The sequence below is a fragment of the Paenibacillus gorillae genome (assembly GCF_000513275.1).
Taxonomy (GTDB): Bacteria; Bacillota; Bacilli; order Paenibacillales; family Paenibacillaceae; genus Pristimantibacillus; species Pristimantibacillus gorillae.
Genome location: NZ_CBVJ010000058.1, coordinates 1 through 19,037 on the forward strand (window position 1 = coordinate 1; position 19,037 = coordinate 19,037).

Here is a 19,037-nt window from a genome sequence, read left to right on the forward strand (position 1 = left end):
GCGAAGATCGGTTCGTTAATTTGCGAACCCGTTTCGCTAATTAAAATTTAGTGGGGTTTGTAGGTCCTAGTTCTTGCCACTCGTGTTTAGTGGGGGCAGTTTGTTAGGAAGTGGTTCGGGGACTGCCGGTTTGTTGGTTTGTCGGTTTGTCGGTTTGTTGGTTTCTTAGGTTACTCGGTTGCTCGGTTGCCGGGGTGCCGGGGTGCCGGGGTGCTCGGTTGCTCGGTTGCTCGGTTGCTCGGTTGCTCCGTTGCTCCGTTGCTCCGTTGCTCGGTTGCTGGATTGCTCGGTTTCCAGTTCGCTGGTTTATAAAAAAACCTGCGAGGTGAGAACAAACTCTCACCTCGCAAGGTTTCACACATTCTATTACTTCGCTTTGATCGGCTCGATCGATACTGGGACGTGGCCGTAGCGCGGGTACTCGCGATCGACGGGAGCCGCCCATTGCACTGCATTGGAGATGACTTTGCGTACATCCGTGTTGTAGTAAGTCGGGTGCGTCTCATGACCTGGACGGAAATAGAAAACCTTGCCGTTGCCGCGCGTATAGCAGCAGCCGCTGCGGAACACTTCGCCGCCCTCAAACCAACTCACGAATACAAGTTCATCCGGTTGCGGGATATCGAAGTGCTCGCCGTACATTTCCTCTTGCTCCAGCTCAATATATTCGCCGATGCCTGCGGCAATCGGATGTCCCGGATTCACAACCCACAGACGCTCCTTCTCGCCGGCTTCGCGCCATTTCAGATCACAGCCCGTGCCCATCAGCTTTTTGAAAATTTTCGAGAAATGACCAGAATGCAGCACAATTAAGCCCATTCCTTGCAAAACACGGTTATGCACGCGTTCCACGATCTCATCTTGTACATCGCCATGTGCCATATGTCCCCACCACAGAAGAACGTCTGTACCGTTAAGCACTTCTTCCGTCAAACCATGCTCCGGATCGTCAAGCACTGCATACGTAATGTTGACATCACCGGTAATGCCTTCGCCAATTGCCTGATGAATGCCGTTCGGGTAAATTTCCGTTACTTCAGGATTCGTTTTCTCATGCCGGAATTCATTCCATATCGTTACGTTCAACTGCTTTGCCATTTCTCGTCAATTCCTCCTATGAATGATCAAATGTTCCGTATAGTTAACATTCTAATCAATTGCGGCGGCCTGACCAATTCCAGATTACATCTTATTATTACGGTATTCTGTTGTATAATGAAACAAAAGGGATGTTCGAGAGGAGCTGCCATGTATCCTGAGCTGCAATATGAAAAGGTTACTTATCAGAACCCGCTGCTAGCGCTGCGAATATGGAGGATCGATGCTCTGGAGCGTACGCCGGAGGCTATTCAACGACAGACAGAAACGGATTGGCAGGAGAAAAAATACGTCAAATGGCATTATCATAAAGAAATCGAATTTGTCTATATCGTCCAAGGTCAGCAAACTGCATTTTGCCCGGATGAAAAACTGGTACTTAATGCGGGCGATGTTGCGATTTTCGGCTCTAACGAGCCCCACACGACAATGCCAACCGATCTTCAGCTCAGCTATTATGTCTTTCAAATTGACCTGCAAAACTATTGGGATCAGAGTACGATGAACAGCATGAAGCGGTTTTCCGAAGTGCTTCGCCCGCTTAGCTCGCTCAATTATGTATGCCGGGACAATCCGGAAGTCCGCCAACGGATCGGCCATCTCATTAAAGAGATACACGATGAAATGGAGCGTGGAGAAGAAGGCCATGATCTTGCCGTTGCTGCCATGTTCAAGCAAATCTTGATGCTTCTAATTCGCTATGATCATAAACGCTGTCTTCACTATAATGATAACCCGATGCTGCAGCGGATGCAGCCTATACTTGATTACGTGGATCAGCATTTGAGCGCCAAAATCTCCATATCTGAGCTGTGCAGCCGAATCAATATGAGCTATACCTATTTTATCAAGCAATTTAAGTTAACCGTTGGCATGTCCTTTACTGACTTTCTGGCCTATAAGCGGATCAAACGAGCTGAACAGCTGCTTCTGACAAAAAACTTAAGCATCGCCGAGGTTGCCGCAGCCGTCGGCCTATCCAACATGGGACATTTCTACACGATGTTCAAACGCTACAATGATTGCTCCCCCGGCCAATTCAAGGAACGGTTAAGCGCGCCATTCCAGACTTTTTAAACAATCGATAGAGTGAAACCTTTAATTCGACAAAACCGTCTAATAAACAACAACGTATAAAGGAGAAATTGAAAAATGGCATCATTCAAATCTTTCTGTGTGACGCTTCTGTCTCTGTCCATCGCTGTAACCGCTTCCGGTTGCGGCGGAGCAAACGGCAACAATAGCCCTAGTGCAGAATCGACACCACCAGCCATTACGGCATCTCCCGACACGACAGAACCGCCAGCTCCAACAGATAACAATATGCCCAACGAGCCCTCAAACAATCCGGAATCCAAGGCAACTACAGCCCCGATTCCCGAGTCCGAGGCAACATTAGAATCATCTGCTAAGCCAACGGAACAACCTGAAGCAACGCCCAAAGCTACTAAAAAACCTGTTGCTTCGGAGAAGCCGCAAGCTTCCAATAAGTCGTCTGCTTCGCCAACACCTATACCAACGCCTACTCCAACGCCAATTACAAAACCATCGGCAACAGCAACACCGTCACTGGCACCATCGGACAAGCCGTCCGTTGAACCTTCGGACAAGCCAACCACTATGCCGTCTGCTGAACCATCAACCAAACCTTCCGAGAAGCCGGCAGATTTAATTACGGTAGCCGATATTGTCGCTAAAATAAAAGAAACCGTTCAGTTTGGTTCTCTCGTCGCTATTGAAGGCGATCAAATCAAAGAATTCTATGGTATCGAGCCAGCTGAGCAGCTTGACGAAGGCAACTTCTATCAGGCGATGATTACGATACAAGCAAGTGAATTTTCAGTCGTGAAGCTGAAATCAGACAGCGATTATAAAGCAGTCGCTGCCGGTTTCGATAAACGAGCAGAAATGATCCAAAAAGCATTCGAGAACTATCTGCAGGATCAGTATGAGCTAGCGAAAAACTATCAAGTTATTCGCAGCGGCGACTATGTACTTTTCTCCGTATCAATCGAACAGAATAAAATCAAAGAAGCATTTCAAAGCTTTTTTGCGAAAAAATAAATAGAAGAAAGGCGCCGATTGGAGTCGGCGCCTTTCCTTTTCAAAGCTAACTCGGCATTGCTTGTCTAGCCGCTGGTTTTCGGTTAACCAAATAGATACTGGCGAGGATGCATACCAAACCGCCAAGCAGCGAGAACGTAAACGGCTCATTAAAGAACAAAGTGCTGATCAGAATAGCGACGAGCGGAATTAAAAACGTAAAAGACGACATCCGGCTCGCCTCGCCGGAATTCATCAGCTTATAAAAGACGATCCAGCCAATGGCAATGACAAACACGGAAATAAACAACAGGTTAAAAATAAATTGCGGTCTCCAGTTCACATCCGACCAGCTCTCAATGAAGGAGCCTGCTCCGGTCATCAACAACCCGCCCACTGTCAGTTGAATAGATACGAGCCAGATCGAGTCAACCCGGCTGCTTACCTTTTTCACATAGACTGTTCCAAGCGCCCAACTTAGCCCTGAGCTAAGCGCAAGCATGATGCCCGTCATCGACAGATGTCCGCTTAAGCCGCCTGCACTCATTACGCCTACACCTGCAAAGCCGAGAATGAGGCCAACAATTTTCATCCCGTTCATCATTTCCCCCAGCCACAGCCATGAAAACAGACCGACGAGCACCGGCTGCAGAAACACGATAGCGGAAAAGAGTCCAGCGGGCAAATAATGAATGCCAATCGTCTGCAACCCATAGTACAAGACAACATTAAACAACGTGGAAATTAAGTAAATTGAACCGTTTTTCCTTAATTGCAGCCGTTTATATCTTGGAATAGCCACGACCAGAAGCAGCAGACCGCCGATCAGCGTCCGTACGCCAGAGAACAATATTGGTGGCATGTCCTGCAGTGCCTCTTTGGTGAGCGGCCAGTTAATTCCCCATACGATGACTAAAAAAGCTATAAGCATTGCGGTTTGAAGCCTTGTTAACGTACCCATGTTGAATAGTTCCTCCTGATGCGAAATGCGCAAATCTATTTACTCCGGTTCCCATCATACGCCTCTTTTTAAAAGTGCGCAATTTAGGATTTGGATATAGGTAGCAAACTATGCTATTTTTGTAGATAGGAAGAATAGGAAAGCTAGAAAGATATATAGGGAGAAAAACATGCTCAAATACAACTTAGGCCTGGTTCGCCAAGGCTCTCGAATTTTATTGCTTAACCGGGAGCGTTCATCCTGGATGGGCTGCTGGAATGGTGTTGGAGGAAAGCTGGATAAAGGGGAGTCAGCCCGTTCCTCTATGGAGCGAGAAATCGCCGAGGAAACCGGAATCGCTCCGGAAGCCTTTCACAGTCTTCATTTCAAAGGAATGATCACCTGGACTTCGGTAAGCGGCACCGATTTTGGCGGTATGTATGTATACGTCGCGGAGCTGCCTGACGATTATCGGTATGAAACGCCACGCAAGACAGACGAAGGCATATTGGACTGGAAGGAAATTTCTTGGATCATGCATCCGGACAATCAAGGCGTCGCCTCGAACCTGCCAACCTGTCTAATGAAATTGCTTGAAGACGAACGCTGCTACAACCATCACAGCATATTCGACAACGACGACATGGTGGAGCAAATTTCAACGGAAATCGAGTCGGTTATTGAATATGACGAGGAACGGAGACAGAGCTATTTAGAGCGTTTTAAGCTGGAACGCAGCCAATCCGTTGCTATAAAAGGAGCGATTTAATATGTCTTCCCATCTCTTATCGGAACAAGCGCTTCGGTGGGTGATAGATGCCGTTCATCCCGATGCAACCGTTCTGGCGGTCAAAAGGCTGTATGGCGGTGTATCCTCGCCTGTCCATAGCCTGACTCTGTCAATAGACGGGCAACAGCGGGATTACGTGCTTCGTCAAATTGATAATAAGGAATGGCTGCAGGAGCAGCCGGACTTAACGTTCAGGGAGGCTGAAAGCCTTCGCCGGGCATCCGGAATAAGCGGCGTCGCCATCCCAGAGGTCATTGCCTTAGACGAGACAGGCAGCAGCTGCGGTATGCCGGCTTTGCTGATGACCAAATTAGATGGCGAGGTTGTTCTAGAGCCTGCTAACCTGAAGCACTGGGTGGACGGGCTGGCTGAGACGCTCGCAAAGCTGCATAGCGGTAGCAGCAGTGATTCAACTGGATTCCCATGGACGTTCGCCGCTTACAGTGATGCATCAAAGCTGGATACTTCATTGTGGTCGAAACATCCTGAAGAGTGGCAAGAAGCCGCTCGTATCGTTCTCGGCCCCCCGCCAGTCACTGATATGCAATTTATTCACCGGGATTATCATCCGGCAAACGTTCTATGGCATGAAGGAAAAGTGAGCGGCGTTGTAGACTGGGTCAACGGCTGCCTCGGACCTGCAGGCATCGATGTCGGCCATTGCCGGGCCAATCTGGTGCAACTGTATGATGTACAGACAGCGGATGATTTTTTGACTGCATACCAAGCATACAGAGGTGATTCTTTTACCTATCATCCCTACTGGGATCTGGTGACGGTGGCCGATTTTTCCGATGGAGAGACACCCGAAGTTTATGAGGGCTGGACAGCACTTGGCATGAAAGGATTAACACCTCAATTGATGGCAGAGCGGTTGGACAGCTATGTGATTAGTCTGATGAATCGTGTGCGAGGATAGGTTCAGACTTGGCAATTAAAAAACCTCTCAGCAGCTAAATTCACTGCAGAGAGGTTCACGCCTAATAGTATATTTTCTCATCCCGCTTCTCCTTCAATATTTCAACCGCTTCACGGAACCGCAAGGAGTGAACGATTTCCCGCTCCCGCAAATATTTCAAGCCGTCCTGCAGATCGACGTCATCCGTCATGTCGATCAGCCATTGATAGGTCGCTCTCGCCTTCTCCTCCGCTGCGATATCCTCATACAAATCAGCGATAGGATCTCCCTTGGCTTGAATATAGGCAGCCGTCCATGGAACGCCTGCGGCATTCTGATAGAACAGCGCATTATCATGGGATACGTATGTATCCCCCAGCCCTACCGCCCTCATCTGCTCCGGCGTTGCATCCTTGGTCAGCTTATAGACCATGGTGGCAATCATCTCTAAATGGGCGAATTCCTCAGTTCCAATATCCGTAAGTAATCCAATCACTTTATCCGGGATCGTATACCGCTGGTTCAAATAACGCAAAGCCGCTGCGAGTTCACCATCCGCCCCGCCGTATTGCTCCAGCAGAAATTTCGCCATCAAAGGGTCGCATTTGCTGACGCGGACCGGGTACTGCAGCTTCTTCTCGTAAACCCACATTCCGAAATCCTCCTCACTGTTGCAAGCTGACAAGCGGAGATAGGCAGGCTACACCTGCCACGGCCATGGAGTGTCCACCCATTGAAAAGGCGTACCTGAGTAACTTTGTCCAAAGTTTTTCAACGGACCATAACGCGATTCATAGTTATAGGCGATCTGCTGCCTCACTTGGGCACAATGATTGTACTGCTGAATGGCATTGGTATCATTCGGGTGTGTGTCCAGATACAAATTCAATTCCACCAAAACGAAATCGATGGCCTGCAGTTCATGCAGCAGCTTATAAAATTCGCTGTCCATCGTTTTTGACACTAGGCTTCACCCTCACCTTCTGCTTTCTTCGTGCGCTTGGATTCGTACGAACTGAATAATGCTGGCCATAACGTGCCATATCGCAGCGCTTCATGCGGACTGAATTGCGGCCAGTTCGGCGGCTGAAATGGGATAAACAGCTGTGGTGGTGTACTGTAGCTTTTTACCAAAATGGGCGGACAAGGATCAAACGGACCCACAAAAGGCTTATAGTACCGGACCTGCTCGTTCTGGGACACGAACAAAGCCTCCTCTCGTAATACGCTTCCGTGCAGTATATGAGACGCTGCTTGACCAAAAGAACCGCCAATACAGGGGTCAAACTGCAGTGCTCCTCTTACTTCTGCTCTTATCTGTAACAAAAAAACAGCCTGACTCCTCAAGAGTCAAGCTGTTTTCGAACATTCAATTTGTCTTATTGTTCCGGGCTAGTCGTCCGTTTAATGAAGAAGGACAACACAAGCGCGACAACCGCAAAACCAAACCCGACCAAGAAAGCGTTATGAACACCGGCTACCATAGCTTGCGGCCATAGCGCCTGGTTCAATGGATCGCCCGATTCGGCAAGAAACTTTTCTTGACCGGAGGACATGATCCCAATAAACAAAGCAACGCCAATCGCTCCTGCTACTTGCTGAAGCGTATTAAGAATAGCCGTACCATGCGGATAATACCGGCTTGGCAGCTGATTCAAGCCGTTCGTCTGAGTTGGCATCATAATCATCGAAATCGCGACCATAATGCAAATATGCAGCAAAATAAATGTTGGCTTTGTCGTCTCCACCGTCACTCTTGTAAAGAAGAACATGACGATAGTCAGGAATATTGTTCCTGGGATGACGAGCGCACGAGGTCCAAATTTATCGAACAATTTGCCTGTAAGCGGAGAGATCAAACCGTTGAGCAAGCTGCCTGGCAGCATGATCAATCCGGATGCGAATACGCTGAGCAATAACGCGCCTTGGAACAGGAACGGCAGCAGCGACATCGTCGAGAACAACGTCATCATCATAATGATGAGAAGAATCGCTGTTAGCGTAAACATCGGGAAACGGAAAGCGCGCAGATCCATTAGCGGTTCTTTTACGCGAAGCTGTCTCCATACGAATAGGAGCAGTGCAACGATACCAGCAGCCAGCGTTCCGTAAACTTCAGGACTGGACCAGCCTCCGCCGCCTTCACCGGAGCTGCTGAAGCCATAGACGATACCGCCAAAGCCGATTGTGGACAAAATAATTGAAAGAATATCCACTTTCGGTTTCGTTGGCGTTGATACATTTTTCAAGTAAACGAAAGCAAAAATGATTGAAAATACAGCAAAAGGCAATACGAGGTAGAACAGCCACCGCCAGCTAAGCGAGTCGAGAATAAGACCCGACAGTGTTGGTCCGATAGCCGGTGCGAACATAATGACAAGTCCGATACTGCCCATCGCCGCTCCGCGTTTTTCCGGCGGATATAGCACGAGAATCGTATTCATCATTACCGGTAGCATAAGTCCGGTACCTCCCGCTTGAAGCAAGCGGCCTACCAAAAGCATGGAGAAGCCCGGCGAAATACTGCACACGAGCGTTCCAACCGCAAATAAAATCATAGCCCCCAAAAACATTTGCCTGGTCGTAAACCATTGCACGAGTAATGCTGAAGCCGGAACGAGAACACCAACTACGAGCATATACCCCGTTGAAAGCCATTGAAGCGTAGAAGCCGTTACATTAAGCTCTTTAACCAGCTCCGGAAAAGCGATCGTCAACAGTGTTTCATTAAGTATGGAAAAAAAGGCACCGATAATTAGTGAGATTAATATCGGCAATCGCTTCACATTACCCAAATCAACAGATGACGGAGCTGCTGCTGCACTTGCAGAATTCACATGATTTCCTCCTATCTCTATAATGGGTAATTATAGTATATCCACCATGGTGTTTCAAACATTTTCAAGCTGTATTGGGGCAAATTATTCGTTTTCGAATCCCGTTTTCAAAGCCTGTAATGCTGAATCGGCACGAGGCCATCCCGTATAAAAGGCCAAATGCGTGACCGCCTCCGCCAGCTCCTCTTCGGAAATACCGTTTTCCTTAGCCAGCTTAAAATGATAATCCAACTGCTTCACGTTTCCGCCAGTCATAAGTGCAGAGACTGTAATCAAGCTTCGTTCCCTCAGCGACAGCTCGCTTCTGCGCCATACCTCCCCGAACAGCACCTCTTCTGTATATTGCACAAAAGCTGGCGCGATCTTACCATAAGCTGCGCTGACAGAGGTCGCGATTGCCTTGTGTTTATTGGGCTTATTTTTAATCCGAACCAGTTCTTCGTCCTCTAACCCAAGTCGTTGTCCCGATATCCAATCGGGTTTGGTGTCGATCATTTGAGCCTCTCCCTTGCCGAAAGTCCAATTCTCCAGCTCCGACTCCGATAATAGGGCAAATACATCATTCGTAGAAATACCACAGGCGGCCGCGATCGAATCAGACAACTGCCTGTATAAGCTGCGCTTCTGCTCAATCGTTCTTCCCGGCCCGCATGTGATCTGAATGTACAACAGCCGCTCCGATCTAGTCACATCCAAATATCGCGGATCATAAATAAATTCTGAAGTTTTGTGGCTGTGAAATACCTGGAAGCAATCATCAGCTGGGACATGAAATTGATCAATCAAAGCAGTCTGAATATTTTGGCTGACGGCCGCCAATTCCACCTCTTTATATTGTCCTTCTACATAATCGATGCGTACAAACGGCATGTGAAATCCCTCCTCTTTATAGTAGCTTTATTTTACAGCAGCATTCTTCATCTATATAATGGATTAATTCAAACATCTCGATCAATATTATGAATGAAGCGAGGTCATGCCCATGGATTTGAAAGAATTAATCGCATTCCGGACCATCGTTGAAGAAGGCACATTTTCCAAAGCGGCTGCCAAGCTGAACTACGCACAATCGACGATTACCAATCAAATTCAACGCTTGGAGAAGCAGCTCGGTTTTGCACTGTTCCAGCGAGGCTGGGAGGCTGAACTGACTGCGGCCGGGCGCATCTATGCCGAGGAAGTGCAATCGCTTATCCGGCACTGGCAGTATGCAGAGGATATGGCCAAATCGCTGGAAAAGGAGGAAATCGGCACTATTGCCATCGGGGCCGTTGAACCCGCAGCAGCCACATTACTTCCCGGCGTTTTGAAGCGGCTGGCAGCAATCAAGCCTGCTATCAGTTGCAATGTGACGGTTGCCAATACAGATGCTTTGCTGCAAGGCGTAAGGGATCGCAGGCTTGATTTTGCCATTTGCGGGGATCATCCGTTACGAAACGGACTTCACTTCGAGCCGCTCTATACGGAAGAGCTATCATTTATTGCAGACGATATGCATCCTCTGAACGGCCGGACATCGCTTTCCCTTTCTGATCTGCTGCCATACCCGCTTCTTGCTGGCGGAGACAACTGCCTGTACCATATCCGGCTAGATAAGGAATTGTCCGCTCTGCCGTCACGTCCCTTGACTCATACCGTCACGCAATTGTCGCTTCTTCCTTCATTTGTCCAAGGCTGCAGCTGGATTAGCGCCACTCTTGCTTCATTACCTTTGCCAGATGGTATTCAGAGACTAGATGTATCCTTGGCAGATCCGACTATCTCCATCGGCCTTCTGCATCAGCGGGAACCGAATTATTTATCCGCTACTAAGCGCAGTGTCATCGAGCTCATCAAGGAACAACTCGGAAAATAAGATTAGCTTTTTCTTATCGCAGTTACCTGTGCCGGAGTTGTTACGTTTCTCTGAAGTGCTGACAAATACCGGTATTGCCGTTATTTTTCCCTAAATATTCCTTGACAGGAATATTCCAAATAACATATATTCAATACAGATTACAATTACCTCATGAAGTTCAGCGACCCATATTGAATGGAGGTCATCGATCATATGAACCAAGAAGTTACCGATTTCATAAACGCCGTGGAACAGCCTTGGCAAGTTGAGGTATGCAATCGGCTTCGCCAGTTGATTCATGAACAGGTACCATCCATTGAGGAGCGGATCCAATACCGCAAGCCTCATTTTTTGAAAAACGGCAAATACGCTGCGGTTGTAGCCCCCGCTAAAGGCTGGGTTAGCTTTGCTATTTTTAACGCGTCGGAGCTTCATCCTCCCGACGGCTTGTTTGAGGATGGTCCGCCAGAGCGACGAACCGTCAAAATCCGTGAAAAAGATGCTGTCGATTATGATTTGCTTGCGGAATTGTTTAAGCAAGCTTCCGGCCCTCTATAGGCAGGGACAGCATCTCTTTAAATTATTCAGTATGGAGTAGGATCACGTTATGAATTCGACTACGTTCAATGCTCTTTCAGAGCCTAACCGGCTGCATATCGTCGAACTTCTGCGTGACGGACCGTTAACCGTCGGAGAAATCGCCGACCGCCTTGGCCTTAACCAGCCTCAAGTTTCTAAGCATCTGCGTGTGCTGAGCGATGTCGGGCTCGTAGAAGTTCAACCGGTTGCCAATCGGCGGATTTACAAGCTGCGCTCCCATTCATTCGAGGAAATGAATGACTGGCTGTCCTCCTTCCGCAAAGTTTGGGAGGATCGCTTCGATCGGCTCGATGATTATTTGCAGAAGCTGCAGCAGCAAAAACAAAAACCGCCAGAGGATGGCCCTTAAACTGGCCATTCCTATTTTTTAGCAGGTATGGAGAGGGAGGTTGCAAAGGATGAGTACGGCTACACGAAATTTATTGCTGCTTGGTGACAATGAGAAAGCCGAATGGCATCCGCTGGAGCCTGCACGGCAGCAGCTTGCTGAGCTGCTAGGCGAAGCTTTTCAGCTTAACGTTACCGAAGATTACAATGCTTTATCCGGCTTGTCTTCCGTGGCAGTAGATGCCGTTGTGTCCTACGCGGACTGCTGGAGCCGCAGTATTGAACCCGAGCAAGCAGCTGGACTTCTCAGCTACGTTGCCGGAGGCGGCGGTCTGCTCGTCATCCACAACGGGATTTCACTCCAAAACAGTTATGAGCTTGCGCAGCTTATCGGCGGCAAATTCACAACTCACCCTGACTACCAGACGCTCCACTACTACAGATCAGCACCGGAGCATCCGCTGCTGCAAGACGTGTCTGACTTTACGGTCGACGAGGAGCCTTACATGTTCGAATTCGATTCCTTTGCTCCGCGCAACGTCTTTCTCGAATACGAATTTGAGGGCAAGCGTTATCCGGCAGCCTGGGAGCACCGCTACGGGCTAGGCAGAGTCGTATACTTGCAGCCGGGACATTGCGAGCCAAGCTTCAAGCCGGAAGCTTATCGGCAGTTAATTAGAAACAGCGCGAGCTGGGCGGCGGGAAGCCGCTAGAAGCAGGAAAAAGTGCTTAAAGGCAGTTGTCGCCTTTAAGCACTTTTTTTATAAGTGAACCCACTTACCTGTATTCGTAGGCTCCCATGTCGGGCTTGCCCTTAATACGTTTCCCTTCGATATCCCGCTTATAGCCGAGTGAGGTCCCTGCATTTATTGCTGGACTTTGAGCTCCCAAACGGAAATCTCCGCCTTCCAGGCTTCTGAATTGAGGGTCTCCAACGAGATCCCCTTGACCAAGCGGGTAGCCTACTGGATCCCCTGTACCGTCAAAAAAACAAATTATAGCTGTGAGGATAATTATAAAACTTGTAAGAATAGGACCCGTTCAATACTTTAGCTGCAGGGGAATAGAAAATATTGTTGCGTATGTTCAGCCAGCTGTCTTCAGGATCCGGCCCCTCCTCCCGGTAAAACAGCACCGTAAAGAGCGCTGTCACATTAGACGTTTTTGTACGCACCACCGTATTGTGTTCCACTGAAAAGTCAGATGGTGTTACCGTCGTATCAAAAGCAATAAATTGTTGGTAATCATCGCTAACGTTCTGGTAGACTGCGACTTGGCTGGCACGCGTCTCCGTCACCTCGATAAAGCCTTGCGAGCCGGACGAAATATTGTGATGAATAGATATATTGGTCTTATCGTTTATATAGCCTTCGATTTCAATGGCTCCGCCATCTGCTCCATACGGGCTGTCTGTAGAACGGCAGTTGATGAAATGATTGTATGAGACCTCGGCGTTGGAATGGTTTAGACTGACACCAATGGCTCCATAGGACTGCTCTTGATCCGAGTATGCGATCACAAGATCATGGAAGTCATTCCGTGTAATCGTCGTATGCAGACCATATGTCTTGACACCAACCCCTACACCGCTGAACTCGCTATTTGTCACCGTGACATGATTAGCGTCCTGTTGAATCAATACCGCTCCGCTCTCCATATAGCTGTTAGCGTTCCAATGTTCGATCACTGCCGTATCGCGAAAATCCAAACCATCAATGCGAACGTAGCTGCCCGTTATGACCAGCGCATGCAAACCGCCTGTATTAGAGAAGGAGGGTTTGTTCCCGTCTTTATACCGGGTTAATACAATTGGCTTGCTAGGATTCCCTGATGAGGATATCGTAACAGTTCCTGTGTAGACAGAATTCGCAGCGAAATGAATCGTATCGCCCGGGGCAAAGCTTCGGCTGTTTATCGCTTCAAGCGACTTCCAAGGCTGCTCCTTTGAGCCTGGGCCTTCATCGCTCGCTGCTGAATTTTTGCTGTCAACGTAATAGCTCGACCCGGTTTGCATTTTCCCGCCAACCAGGAAGAGGACAGCGGCCGTTAGCACGCAAACTGCCACTAAAGTGAATCCTAATTTCATTCAGATGTCCTCCCTTGCCCGTTACTGCGCTGCAATAAAAACGATTCAATTTCCAGTTCATCAGGAACCGAGCTTTGTGCTCCCCTGCGTGTGACTGCTAGCGCAGATGCCGCTGAAGCATAAAGCAGCGCACTCAGACGGTCCTTCGCCTTGCTCAAGGCTGATGTATAGGCTCCAATAAATGTGTCGCCTGCAGCTGTCGTATCCAAGGCTTCGACTTCGAACGCCGGCTGATGAACAGCAGTACCTTTATCATTCATATAGAAACAGCCCTTGTTGCCTAATGTTATAACCACATGGCGCACGCCTCGACTAACCAGCAGCGAAGCAGCATTCGACGCTTCATAGACATTGGCAACCGGCTCTCCTGTTACTGTCTCTGCCTCCGTTTCATTCATAATAAGCGTATCGATCAAAGGCAAAGCAGTTGCTGTCAGCTTATGCGCAGGAGCTGCATTATACAGGACTGGAATTCCCCGTTTATCCGCCTGCACCATGAGATAAAGATTAGTTGACCAGGGAATCTCGTTCTGCAGCAGGAGCATTCCCGCCTGATTCAGTCTTTCTTCCGGAATGTCCTGCTCTACAAAAAGACCATTGCTTCCGGGCGAAAGCACGATCGTATTTTCACCCGAAGCATTGACAGTAATGAAAGCCATGCCTGAGCTGCCTGCCTTATCAATCACCCATTCCGTCTGAATTCCCACTTCACGAAGGCCTGTTAGCAGAGTTTCACCAAAAGTGTCAGTACCAACGGCACCAAGCATGACGACTGGACTTCCCGAACGAGCAGCGGCTACCGCTTGATTGGCTCCCTTTCCACCTGGATGGTAGGCTGTACCCAAGCCGATAATCGTCTCGCCTGGAGCCGGGAAAGCCTGAACACCGTTTACGATATCCATATTGATGCTGCCTGCAACCATGATCGTACCCCGCATCATCGTTATACTCCTTTTATCGAAAAGCCGTTATAATGGGTATGGCTTCCGTTCATTGTGGCGAATCCGACTTGACCGCTTAAGTATGGACGGTCATCATCCTCATATGTGACTAGCTCAACCCCCTCATGCTCGATTACAATCCGGTTTCCAATGACGGTCACGCTAATTGGACAGCCTTCTTCCGCTTTCCAAGGCAAATCGGTTTCGCATAACATCGTGTAGCCGTTGTCGTTTTTAAGCAATTGAAGCTTGCCGTTTGATCCAAGGCCTGCAGCATAGGAACGAATACCGCCTTGAACCCTGAACAGCATATAATGTCCCTCGCCCAGTTTGGGAATGATTTCGGTTTCAAACCGGTAGTCCGTCCAATCTAAATCACCGGTATAGCATTCTGCCGAGCCTGCAGAATAGCTGCCGCTAAGCTGCCCCTCCTCCAGTGTCCACAGCCCTCTCAAATAAGTAAACTGACTAATCTCCGTGTGCAGGCTGTTCCAAACCTCTAGACGTTCTTTTGCAAAGTCGATCGCATAGTCGGGCTTCCCTTCAAAGGAGAAATCATCGACATAAGCGACTAGCATCGACATCCAGCCTTCCAGCGGAACAAATTCGATACCCGCTTCTTCCAGACATACACCGGATAAGAATGGAATGTCATAGCTCAGCTCATGCCAAGCACCTGGCTCCAGCACCACTGGCTCCCCGTAATACCGCTTATTTTCATTACCATCCATCACATACAACGAAGCTTTTACGGAAATCGCTGCATCCTGCGGATTTAACACCTTAGCCCGAATACGCTGTCCCGGGTACAGAATTGGAGAGAAGCTCGGATCGTATCGGCTGTCGTTAAAATCATGCGGCCGGTAATACGTTTGATGGTACAGCCTGTAGGCATGCCCGCCCTGCACTTTGTCGAACATCACTTTCAGCGATCTAATGCCGGAAGCTGCTTGCTCATCCGAATTTTCAATCGATGCAGTGACATGAGTTTCGTCGGTAGTGGCCGTTCTCATTGCATGCGTAGAGCCTGGATATTCGAAGTGAAATTTCGCTCCATTCCCCATTAAAATCGCCTTCCACTCCGAAGGCATCTCTTCTCCAGCAATTAAATAGCCAAAGCGGGAAATATACGCCGCACACCAAGGCAAATCAAGTATATTCAACGTTCCAATTACACTTGAGCAGCAAAGAAAGTCGTTGATCGGTTTTCTCCACTCCTCTCCAATCTCACTCAGACCGGCCCATATTCCCATAATGGCCCCAACATTCCCCGCATTGCAGTCGGTATCCCAGCCGCACATATTACAAATATTGAGCGTGCGAGAGAAATCGCCATTGCCATACAATAAAGAAAGAATAATGACCGCCGAATTCGGAATGATGTGGCAATGACCCGGATATTTATCGTAACCGAAGTGGGATTTCACAAAAGCAAAACCGTCATGCCAATTGGCGCTATTGTTCTTATGAAACGCTCGAACAGCAGCTGTCATTCTCCGGTATTCGCAATCCTCCGGCAGAACAGACAAACCAGCGTCGATGATTTCATCTATCGTAGTTGCGGTGTATGCAGCAGAGACGGCCGCCGCGATGAACATACCACCGTATATCCCCTCGCCGTCATGAGAGACACTCGCTGCCTTAGCGGCATACTCTGCGGCCAGCTCCGGATTTCCAGGAACGATCATGCCCCAGACATCGATGAAAATCTGTCCGCCGATTTGCTCTGCAACGGCGATTCCGTTCTGCTTGACCGATCCTGAATCTGGCGCCATAATACCATGTTTCATATTTTCATAGGCAGTATGCTCTGTTGAGATGCCATAACCGCCCCACCAATAAAAGCCGTGACCATCCGGCGCATAATTGAGCCAGGTTAAGCCGATTTCTTTAGCAGACAGCTCCCTTGTGTACGTGTAGTCTTCAAGTGCCCGAAGGAAAAATAGCGGTCCGTTCGTATCGTCATCAGCGGCAAAATTCCGAAAGCTATGCACATAACCCGTCATTTCTCCGAAAGCTCTTTTCAGTTTTTCATAGCTCCAATTTTCTACATTGGCTCCATGACGGACACCGATTACTTTACCCAGCCAACCGGCATAGGTGCGTTCTATATAATCTTTCTTAATTACGCTCTTTCTCATGTTCAAGACGGAAGTCTTCTCCATGCTTCTCTCTCCTGTCATTCTCTATTTATTTAATTCCTGAAAGTTTGATACCCTGCATAATATATTTTTGGAAAATAAGCATCAGGACGATCGGCGGTATAGAGGCAATCGAAGCTGCGGCCATAATGTAATGCCATTCTGTATTCCGTTGCGATTTAAAAAACATAATCAATTGATTAATCTGATAGAGAGACGGATCTGATATCGTCATAACCGGCCAGAGGAACGAGGACCAGAACCCGAGAAACACATTTATGCCCATAATGACGAATGGCGGAATCGACAAGGGCAGGAAAATCGAAGCATATATACGGAACCTCGACGCCCCGTCGAGTAAAGCTGCTTCCTCCAGTGCCACAGGAATATTCAAATAAAATTGCCGGATGAAAAAGACGCTCCACACGTACGCAATGCCTGGCAGCGTCAATACCCAGAACGTATTCGTCATTTGCAGCATATCCACGACCATAAAGCTTGTAATATAGACGGCAATACCCGGTACGAACATCGTCATCATGTAATAGACCCATAGAAATCTTTTCAAAGGGAAATCCAGTCTGGCGAATACGTAAGCAGCCATTGAATTCAGCAGCAGGCTGCATACGACAGAAAAGGCAGCAACACCAAATGTCACCAGCATGGAATGGGTAAAGGACGCCCCGTCTGGAAAAAAGGAGGTAGAATCCGTTAAAATTTCACGATAGTTTCTAATATTCCATTGCTCTGGAAAAAACTTCAAAGGAAAAGCAAGAACCTCCTCTTGCTTCTTGAAACCCGAAATAACCATCCAAACCAATGGAAAAATGGCGAACAGCGCGACGAGGATGCCGATTAGGTTCATAAAGCTCCGGGCTATTTTCTCATTATTCATGGCATTCACTCTGCTCCAATCTATCTAGTCTATGGCTTTATCCGACTGTACGAGCCGGAAGACAACAGCTGAGAAAGCGCCGAGTATCAAAGCCATTAATATTGCGCCGGCCACTGTATAACCCATAGTTGGATCGTTATTGAAATGATTGAACAAATGCAAGAAAGGCGTCAGCGTGTCCCCGCCTGGACCTCCATTTGTAATCATAAGAACGATTTCAAACAACGAAAGGCTTCCCGTTACCCCCGATATTAGGATGAAAATAAATATGTTTTTCATATTTGGAATCGTAATGTGCAGCATTCTTCGGAAGGCTGATGCGCCGTCCATTTTGGCCGCTTCATAATAATCATTCGGAATGTCCAGCAGACCTGCCAGCATCATCAGTGTGACATAACCGAAGCTTTGCCAAATTGCAGGTGCAGCAACACTGTACAAGGCAAAGGCAGGATCTGCCGTCCATGCCTGACCCTCTAGACCGAAAAACTGAAGCAGCGAATTGAGAATACCGCCTTGGTAATCATAAATGAACGAGAAGATGGCGCCGACGACGATTCCACTAATGACCAGCGGTATATATATCGTTGTTTTGACAAATGCGCTGACCTTCTTGCTCATTCCTTTTATCAAGTTGGCGAATAGAAAGGCCGCGGCAAATTGCAGCGGGACGATTAGAAACACAAGCTTGAACACAACCAGCACCGATTTGCGAAAAAAAGGATCTGCCAGCACGATGCGATAATTGTGAAACCCGGTGAACTCCGGCGTTTTATAAAAGCTAAAGTCGGTAAAGCTTTTGTAAACGGACATGCCAAGCGGCAATACCGCGAACAGACTCAATAGTAAAAAGGTTGGAAGCAGCATAGCATATGCCGCCTTGGTATCCTGTCTCGCTCGGGATGGCGCTTTGTTTGTCATTAATTCGTTAGGCTTCGTATTATCCAATTTTGTCACCCCAATGTTGAACCTTATGATCCGTATCCAGGTTAAACGCTGCCGAGAGGAAGACCTTCACAGGCCTCCCCGCCCGCAAGCGTAATAAAATGCTGTCTCACTATGGATTCAGCTTTGGATTTGTGTTCGCGTAATTATGAACCTTGATGTAGTCGTTCAAATCTTTCTCCAACGTCTTAAGCGCGTCATCGACCTTCACGCCCTTCGTGACGACAGTTTCCAATGCATTAGCATAAATGCTGGACAAATCAAAGGAATACCATGGCTCGGGCTTCGAATAAGGAATAACCTGCTCCACGACCACGTTCCGATACGGATCCTTATCAATCTCCGGCTCTTTGTTGATAAGTGCATCAACCGACTTCCGTCCGGAAAACTTCGAATACTGAGTCGTCTTGAAGAAGTCCAGCATAATTTGCGGATCGCCAGCGACTAAGTATTGAATAAATTCGGCCGCTTCCTTCGGGTTTTTCGCTTTGGCGTCCATCGTTAGTGAGTAGCCGCCCATAGCGGCAACCGTCTTGCCTGCCATCTTGCCATCCGGTGTTGGCATGACTGCAATACCGATTTTGTCCATAACGTCCTTGTAATCGTTCTTGAGATTGCCGATAGCCCATGAACCATTAAGCGCCATAGCAACTCTCCCCTCA

General features: G+C 48.2%; 22 protein-coding genes and 1 pseudogene. 8 read left to right on the forward strand and 15 right to left on the reverse strand.

The window, feature by feature from the left end; translation table 11 throughout:
* Positions 1–366: 366 nt before the first annotated feature.
* Entirely contained in the window at positions 367–1,098 is a 732-nt protein-coding gene (locus TY10_RS10360; RefSeq protein WP_042162975.1) for a ThuA domain-containing protein, read from the reverse strand.
* Between the two features lie 150 nt (positions 1,099–1,248).
* Here TY10_RS10360 and TY10_RS10365 point away from each other — a divergent pair, with 150 nt between their 5' ends.
* Positions 1,249–2,175 carry a helix-turn-helix domain-containing protein gene (locus tag TY10_RS10365; RefSeq protein ID WP_052350471.1) on the forward strand — a complete coding sequence of 309 codons (927 nt, stop codon included), beginning with the start codon at positions 1,249–1,251 and terminating at the stop codon, positions 2,173–2,175.
* Between the two features lie 75 nt (positions 2,176–2,250).
* On the forward strand, positions 2,251–3,162 hold the full coding sequence (locus TY10_RS29755; protein WP_081735201.1) for a DUF4358 domain-containing protein: 912 nt from the start codon (positions 2,251–2,253) through the stop codon (positions 3,160–3,162).
* A gap of 46 nt (positions 3,163–3,208) precedes the next feature.
* Here TY10_RS29755 and TY10_RS10380 read toward each other — a convergent pair whose 3' ends face one another.
* The gene (locus TY10_RS10380; protein ID WP_042162980.1) at positions 3,209–4,102 is read right to left on the reverse strand and encodes a DMT family transporter; all 894 of its coding nucleotides are present in this window, start codon (positions 4,100–4,102) and stop codon (positions 3,209–3,211) included.
* 169 nt (positions 4,103–4,271) lie between these two features.
* Here TY10_RS10380 and TY10_RS10385 point away from each other — a divergent pair, with 169 nt between their 5' ends.
* The gene (locus tag TY10_RS10385) at positions 4,272–4,850 is read left to right on the forward strand and encodes an NUDIX hydrolase (RefSeq protein ID WP_042162981.1); all 579 of its coding nucleotides are present in this window, start codon (positions 4,272–4,274) and stop codon (positions 4,848–4,850) included.
* 1 nt (position 4,851) lies between these two features.
* On the forward strand, positions 4,852–5,790 hold the full coding sequence (locus TY10_RS10390) for a phosphotransferase family protein (protein ID WP_042162983.1): 939 nt from the start codon (positions 4,852–4,854) through the stop codon (positions 5,788–5,790).
* Between the two features lie 61 nt (positions 5,791–5,851).
* Here TY10_RS10390 and TY10_RS10395 read toward each other — a convergent pair whose 3' ends face one another.
* The 6 genes and pseudogenes from TY10_RS10395 to TY10_RS31005 form a co-directional block, all read right to left on the reverse strand.
* Positions 5,852–6,421 carry a manganese catalase family protein gene (locus TY10_RS10395; RefSeq protein ID WP_042162984.1) on the reverse strand — a complete coding sequence of 190 codons (570 nt, stop codon included), beginning with the start codon at positions 6,419–6,421 and terminating at the stop codon, positions 5,852–5,854.
* Between the two features lie 48 nt (positions 6,422–6,469).
* Entirely contained in the window at positions 6,470–6,733 is a 264-nt protein-coding gene (locus TY10_RS10400) for a spore coat protein CotJB (RefSeq protein ID WP_042162986.1), read from the reverse strand.
* Positions 6,733–6,972 (reverse strand): spore coat associated protein CotJA, encoded by a 240-nt coding sequence (locus tag TY10_RS10405; protein ID WP_042162988.1) that lies wholly within the window; start codon positions 6,970–6,972, stop codon positions 6,733–6,735. The genes TY10_RS10400 and TY10_RS10405 overlap by 1 nt, the downstream gene beginning before the upstream one ends.
* A gap of 176 nt (positions 6,973–7,148) precedes the next feature.
* On the reverse strand, positions 7,149–8,564 hold the full coding sequence (locus TY10_RS10410; RefSeq protein WP_063510432.1) for an MDR family MFS transporter: 1,416 nt from the start codon (positions 8,562–8,564) through the stop codon (positions 7,149–7,151).
* 126 nt (positions 8,565–8,690) lie between these two features.
* On the reverse strand, positions 8,691–9,032 hold the full coding sequence (locus TY10_RS10415) for a carboxymuconolactone decarboxylase family protein (RefSeq protein ID WP_042163001.1): 342 nt from the start codon (positions 9,030–9,032) through the stop codon (positions 8,691–8,693).
* Positions 9,033–9,128: 96 nt separating this feature from the next.
* Positions 9,129–9,476, reverse strand: a pseudogene (locus TY10_RS31005) (tautomerase family protein); the annotation flags it as partial.
* Between the two features lie 112 nt (positions 9,477–9,588).
* Here TY10_RS31005 and TY10_RS10425 point away from each other — a divergent pair.
* From TY10_RS10425 to TY10_RS10440, 4 genes are all read left to right on the forward strand, one after another.
* Positions 9,589–10,461, forward strand: coding sequence for a LysR family transcriptional regulator (locus TY10_RS10425; protein WP_042162990.1), 873 nt, complete (start codon positions 9,589–9,591; stop codon positions 10,459–10,461).
* 195 nt (positions 10,462–10,656) lie between these two features.
* A complete protein-coding gene (locus TY10_RS10430) occupies positions 10,657–11,001 on the forward strand; it encodes a DUF1801 domain-containing protein (RefSeq protein WP_042162992.1) in 345 nt (114 codons plus the stop codon).
* Between the two features lie 49 nt (positions 11,002–11,050).
* Entirely contained in the window at positions 11,051–11,392 is a 342-nt protein-coding gene (locus TY10_RS10435) for an ArsR/SmtB family transcription factor (protein WP_042162993.1), read from the forward strand.
* Positions 11,393–11,441: 49 nt separating this feature from the next.
* Positions 11,442–12,083, forward strand: coding sequence for a ThuA domain-containing protein (locus TY10_RS10440; protein ID WP_042162995.1), 642 nt, complete (start codon positions 11,442–11,444; stop codon positions 12,081–12,083).
* Between the two features lie 64 nt (positions 12,084–12,147).
* On the opposite strand, the gene TY10_RS32505 is transcribed toward TY10_RS10440, so the two are convergent.
* From TY10_RS32505 to TY10_RS10470, 7 genes are all read right to left on the reverse strand, one after another.
* Entirely contained in the window at positions 12,148–12,261 is a 114-nt protein-coding gene (locus tag TY10_RS32505; protein WP_420329394.1) for a choice-of-anchor Q domain-containing protein, read from the reverse strand.
* Between the two features lie 91 nt (positions 12,262–12,352).
* Positions 12,353–13,456, reverse strand: a complete 1,104-nt coding sequence (locus TY10_RS10445; protein WP_042162996.1) for a polysaccharide lyase domain-containing protein — start codon at positions 13,454–13,456, stop codon at positions 12,353–12,355.
* Positions 13,453–14,397, reverse strand: coding sequence for a ribokinase (gene rbsK, locus TY10_RS10450; protein WP_238327534.1), 945 nt, complete (start codon positions 14,395–14,397; stop codon positions 13,453–13,455). The genes TY10_RS10445 and rbsK overlap by 4 nt, the downstream gene beginning before the upstream one ends.
* Positions 14,398–14,399: 2 nt before the next feature.
* Entirely contained in the window at positions 14,400–16,562 is a 2,163-nt protein-coding gene (locus tag TY10_RS10455) for an ADP-ribosylglycohydrolase family protein (protein ID WP_081735202.1), read from the reverse strand.
* A gap of 25 nt (positions 16,563–16,587) precedes the next feature.
* Positions 16,588–17,433, reverse strand: a complete 846-nt coding sequence (locus tag TY10_RS10460) for a carbohydrate ABC transporter permease (protein ID WP_042162998.1) — start codon at positions 17,431–17,433, stop codon at positions 16,588–16,590.
* 24 nt (positions 17,434–17,457) lie between these two features.
* Entirely contained in the window at positions 17,458–18,387 is a 930-nt protein-coding gene (locus TY10_RS10465) for a carbohydrate ABC transporter permease (RefSeq protein ID WP_162160595.1), read from the reverse strand.
* Positions 18,388–18,487: 100 nt separating this feature from the next.
* Positions 18,488–19,037, reverse strand: a 550-nt coding sequence (locus tag TY10_RS10470; RefSeq protein ID WP_042163009.1) for an extracellular solute-binding protein, incomplete at its 5' end; no start/stop codon positions are given.

Bases quoted from the DNA above. Each gene is read 5' to 3' on its own strand.
- TY10_RS10360 (WP_042162975.1), bottom strand. From the start codon at position 1,098: ATGGCAAAGCAGTTGAACGTAACGATATGGAATGAATTCCGGCATGAG.
- TY10_RS10365 (WP_052350471.1), top strand. From the start codon at position 1,249: ATGTATCCTGAGCTGCAATATGAAAAGGTTACTTATCAGAACCCGCTG.
- TY10_RS29755 (WP_081735201.1), top strand. From the start codon at position 2,251: ATGGCATCATTCAAATCTTTCTGTGTGACGCTTCTGTCTCTGTCCATC.
- TY10_RS10380 (WP_042162980.1), bottom strand. From the start codon at position 4,102: ATGGGTACGTTAACAAGGCTTCAAACCGCAATGCTTATAGCTTTTTTA.
- TY10_RS10385 (WP_042162981.1), top strand. From the start codon at position 4,272: ATGCTCAAATACAACTTAGGCCTGGTTCGCCAAGGCTCTCGAATTTTA.
- TY10_RS10390 (WP_042162983.1), top strand. From the start codon at position 4,852: ATGTCTTCCCATCTCTTATCGGAACAAGCGCTTCGGTGGGTGATAGAT.
- TY10_RS10395 (WP_042162984.1), bottom strand. From the start codon at position 6,421: ATGTGGGTTTACGAGAAGAAGCTGCAGTACCCGGTCCGCGTCAGCAAA.
- TY10_RS10425 (WP_042162990.1), top strand. From the start codon at position 9,589: ATGGATTTGAAAGAATTAATCGCATTCCGGACCATCGTTGAAGAAGGC.
- TY10_RS10430 (WP_042162992.1), top strand. From the start codon at position 10,657: ATGAACCAAGAAGTTACCGATTTCATAAACGCCGTGGAACAGCCTTGG.
- TY10_RS10435 (WP_042162993.1), top strand. From the start codon at position 11,051: ATGAATTCGACTACGTTCAATGCTCTTTCAGAGCCTAACCGGCTGCAT.
- TY10_RS10440 (WP_042162995.1), top strand. From the start codon at position 11,442: ATGAGTACGGCTACACGAAATTTATTGCTGCTTGGTGACAATGAGAAA.
- TY10_RS10445 (WP_042162996.1), bottom strand. From the start codon at position 13,456: ATGAAATTAGGATTCACTTTAGTGGCAGTTTGCGTGCTAACGGCCGCT.
- rbsK (WP_238327534.1), bottom strand. From the start codon at position 14,397: ATGATGCGGGGTACGATCATGGTTGCAGGCAGCATCAATATGGATATC.
- TY10_RS10455 (WP_081735202.1), bottom strand. From the start codon at position 16,562: ATGGAGAAGACTTCCGTCTTGAACATGAGAAAGAGCGTAATTAAGAAA.
- TY10_RS10460 (WP_042162998.1), bottom strand. From the start codon at position 17,433: ATGAATAATGAGAAAATAGCCCGGAGCTTTATGAACCTAATCGGCATC.